This window comes from Acinetobacter sp. CIP 101934, assembly GCF_000369585.1.
Taxonomy (GTDB): Bacteria; Pseudomonadota; Gammaproteobacteria; order Pseudomonadales; family Moraxellaceae; genus Acinetobacter; species Acinetobacter schindleri.
In genome coordinates, this window is sequence record NZ_KB850104.1 from 1 (window position 1) to 3,821 (window position 3,821).

A 3,821-nucleotide genomic window follows, 5' to 3' on the forward strand; every position below is an offset into this window, starting at 1 on the left:
GTCTTTAAATCCATAAATAGGTGTCCACTTAAAATTTAGTGGACACTATCGCGGTATTAATGAGTTAGAAAAAGTGGGGCTCAGCGGACGCTTACCGATGATCTAGTATATTTTCACTTTCAACTAACCTTTCGAAGTTAGAAAAAGAGTCTAGTTTACTAAATTTTTTTATGAGTGCCTTGTTAATAATTTCAAATTTTTCAAAGGTATATTGAAGTTTAATGGTTAGTTTGTTACTTGAAATTTTTATTCCGACAGGTTTTTCATGAGAAATATCTTTTAGTCTATATTCAGCAGCTGTTTTATATCTGTCTGAAAGATTTTTAATACGTTCTATTCTTCGCCATAAATTATTGTTAAGAAGATTGTTGCTGATTTTCATCTATGTGACTCAAATTAAAGTGCTTGGAAAATTTTTATAAAAATAATTTTGTCTATTTTATATATTCCACACTTTTACATTTGGAGGGGGATTTAACAACATAAGCTGTCTTAAGGAAAGAATCTCATCACTAATATTATCTAAAATTGGTAATCCATTATCACACTTTTGGACTATATGATTTAGAGTTAGCCAGTTCAACATGGCACTGGCGTTATTAATATTGGCATATTCATAATCACCGCCTAAATAAGTCGCTAAAATACTTTCATCTTGAAAGATTTTATTCATCCATTTTAGGGCAAATGTATTTTGTTTATCTTCAATGTTTTTATATGCATAATTAAAGCTACCTGCAATAGCGTCTGCTAATTGAATGCCGTAAAAACTTTTAGAATCTACCATTTGTATAGGTTGTTTTAAATTAAATGTAAGAGGTAGTTCTAGGTTAAATTGTTCATAAATTTGAGATTTTCTTTCAGTTCTTCCAACCATACTATTAAAAATTTCTTGATTGGCATTTAATGGCTTTGAGGAATCACAATAAACATCCAATATATCAATTTTCTGTCCCCATTTTCCTAAACTACTAAATAAGCATGTAGTTGTGATATCTAGAATCCATTTTCCTGAACCTTCTCCTAAATAACCATCCATTTCAGATAAAAAGGAGTCTTTATTATAATGAGCAAACTTTTGAATTTGATCTAAAACTAGATCTGATTGGTTGTTAATTATTTGAAATAAAGATTTTGTAGGCGTATCTACTCCTTCTTTCATAACCTTATAAAATTCTTCAAAAATAACTTCAGCTGATTTATCTTGAGTAACTAATTTTAAATGAAGATAATTAGTAATAAATCTGTGAAAATTCATTCTATAAAAAATAGAATTTTTTGCTGCTAAAGCAGGTTCAAAAATATATTCAAAGAATTTACCAGCGATAGTATATTTTTTGTCACAAATGCATATCTTATATCTTCCGTCTAAGATTTCTAGGATCTCATCAAGTGCTCTTAAACCTTTCGGATTTTTTACTAGATTTCCCGATTTAATTTCACCATTTTGAATTCCATAATCCTTGATGATTTTTTCTACAATAAATTGAGCTTCTTCTTCATTTGAGGCTACAGATGCAAATGTAAAAATTGGCTGATCTGCATCTAATAACCTATTTCCTGTAAAACCTGATTCATCACAGTAGATTTGCATATTGTTTAAATCATTATTTAATTGCATGGTAAACCTAGTTTATCGAAGAAAGCTCTATTCCGCTCTTTTGCAGAATTAACTAATCTATCAAAAGAAATAACCTCAATATAGCAGTTCAAGTTTTTCTTATAACCAAAAAAACCTAGCTTGTCGGAGGTTTCAGTAAGATCATGGATTTCTTTACATCTGTCACTCATACTTGGTGTCAAATCACAGATTACATAACAAAAACCTGGCACATCTTTAGAGTCAGGAATAGGTCTTCCTGTAGCAGTATTAGCTTTTCCATTTCTTATACGACGTAAATAACCAAATACTTGCTCTATAGGATCTTTATCTTCGCCACTTTTAACATCATTACGCATAGGGCGTTTAATTTCGACAATTGTTAAAGATGCTAAAGGTAGTTTTTTACCTTCTGATATAAGAAGGGGTTCGTCATATACATTCAATACGCAAAGATCAGGTTCTTTATTTTCATTTGAGTCTGTAATAGGCATTGAGGACAATGTTTTATCTGAAGCCAAATAATCATGGAATGCTAATCTCTCATCTATTAGCCATAGATTACATTTATCTAAACCAATATCTTCGGAAGTTTGACGCATAGGCATTATAAGTTGGTGGATTAAATCCTCTCTTGAATACTTACCATCGGCTCCCCGTTGGATTGCTTTTTCAAGGATGTCTAAAACTACTTTACGATTGCAAACATAACCAGCTAGGTCAGATTTCTTTATATCATCTACCTTTTGCATATAATCAGTAATTCGAGATTGAATGTCTTTCTCTTGTTTATCCACATCTTCAATAAGATCATGTCCTTGAGAAAGAATTTGGCTTTCAATATCACTCAAATATTTATGTAAAAGTAAATCTAATTCTTTGTCAGAAATTTCTGGATTAACAAAAAAAACTTCGTTCGGAATATATTTTAAAATTGATTTATAGCGAGGAGCTTTAGTTGAAACATAGTTGTTCACTCTTTGACGACCTAACTCTTTATACTGAATTAAAAACTCGTTGAGATGAGCTGTGATTTTCGAGTACACAGTTTCACGAATTTGAACTTCATTTATAGCGTTCGAGTATAAATCGGTTTCGTCTTGATCGAGATTGAAGTCTATTCGTTCAGGTCTGACAACATCATCAAGATATGTAGATGTTAGATAGCAACAGTATGTAAAGTCACCATTTGTGTGTTGAATTTTTCCATGTAAACCTGCAATTTTTCCTATCAGATTTTCTTCTTTAACAACTCGTCCTGCAGCACACCAAGCAATACACGGGGGGCGAGTTTTTGATTTCAATTTAATGTGTAGAAGTTCAAATTTAATGCCCGAAACTTCAAAACTTTCTGGGCAGGCAGATTCAAACATTTGTGTATCAAATAATTCATTTAAATTAATAGTTTCATCTTGATCATAGATAGTTATATTTGGAGCTCCACCTTCTCTGACAAAGTACCACAAACAATGTTCTAGGATATGGTTTGCGATTGCACTACAAGATTTAGGTGATCTTTTTTCATATTTATCGATAAAATCTTCAAGTTTAATGGTTGTACACAGAGCTTCTGTTTTTTCTATTACATTTGTTGATGAAAGATAAATTCCATTTTTCTTATTAAAGTGGAATTTTCTCTTTTGTGCTTCATTTTTTAAATCTATAAAATTACTTTCGACTGATACATTAGTGAAAGCTTTTAGCCACATTAAACGACCTACACCTCGGCATCCTTTCTTTGCTTTATATTCACTGTCTAAAGTTTCAAATGAGTTCATATTAACCTCATTAAATCCGACCCCATTATCAATGATTGTAAAACCATAAATAGGTGAATTGTTTTCAACTGTAGTGTCTTGTGCTAGTGTGCTTTGAATATTACGATCAATATAGATTTTTATAGAAGGATCGATATTATTTGTGCATTCATCTATAGAGTGTATTGAATTCACTACGGCTTCAAATAATGGCATTAAACATTGATTGTATGGCAGAGTAGTATTTCTCAATCTCCCTTCAAGTGATGTATTAATTGCCATTGCTGTATCCTAAATTTTATGTGTTGTAAAAAAGAGTTTTAATAATTTCTATTCTAATAATTCTATAAGCTTAACACTATTCAATTTTGCTGGCACTGTTGCAAATAGAGATTTGAGTCGATGAAGTTCCTTTTTAAAAGTGCTTAGAGACCGAAAACCCTGTTGATTAGACACACTTCACC

General features: G+C 31.1%; 3 protein-coding genes. All 3 read right to left on the reverse strand.

The genetic code is table 11. From position 1 onward, the window contains the following. Positions 1-91: 91 nt before the first annotated feature. From F899_RS15105 to F899_RS15115, 3 genes are read right to left on the reverse strand one after another with little or no spacing between them, the layout of a single operon-like run. Positions 92-382, reverse strand: a complete 291-nt coding sequence (locus F899_RS15105) for a hypothetical protein (protein ID WP_005108955.1) — start codon at positions 380-382, stop codon at positions 92-94. Positions 383-439: 57 nt separating this feature from the next. Beyond that, a complete protein-coding gene (locus F899_RS15110) occupies positions 440-1,621 on the reverse strand; it encodes a DUF3800 domain-containing protein (protein WP_005108954.1) in 1,182 nt (393 codons plus the stop codon). Next, a complete protein-coding gene (locus F899_RS15115) occupies positions 1,612-3,639 on the reverse strand; it encodes a hypothetical protein (protein ID WP_005108953.1) in 2,028 nt (675 codons plus the stop codon). Before F899_RS15115 ends, F899_RS15110 begins: the two co-directional genes overlap by 10 nt. Positions 3,640-3,821 lie beyond the last annotated feature (182 nt).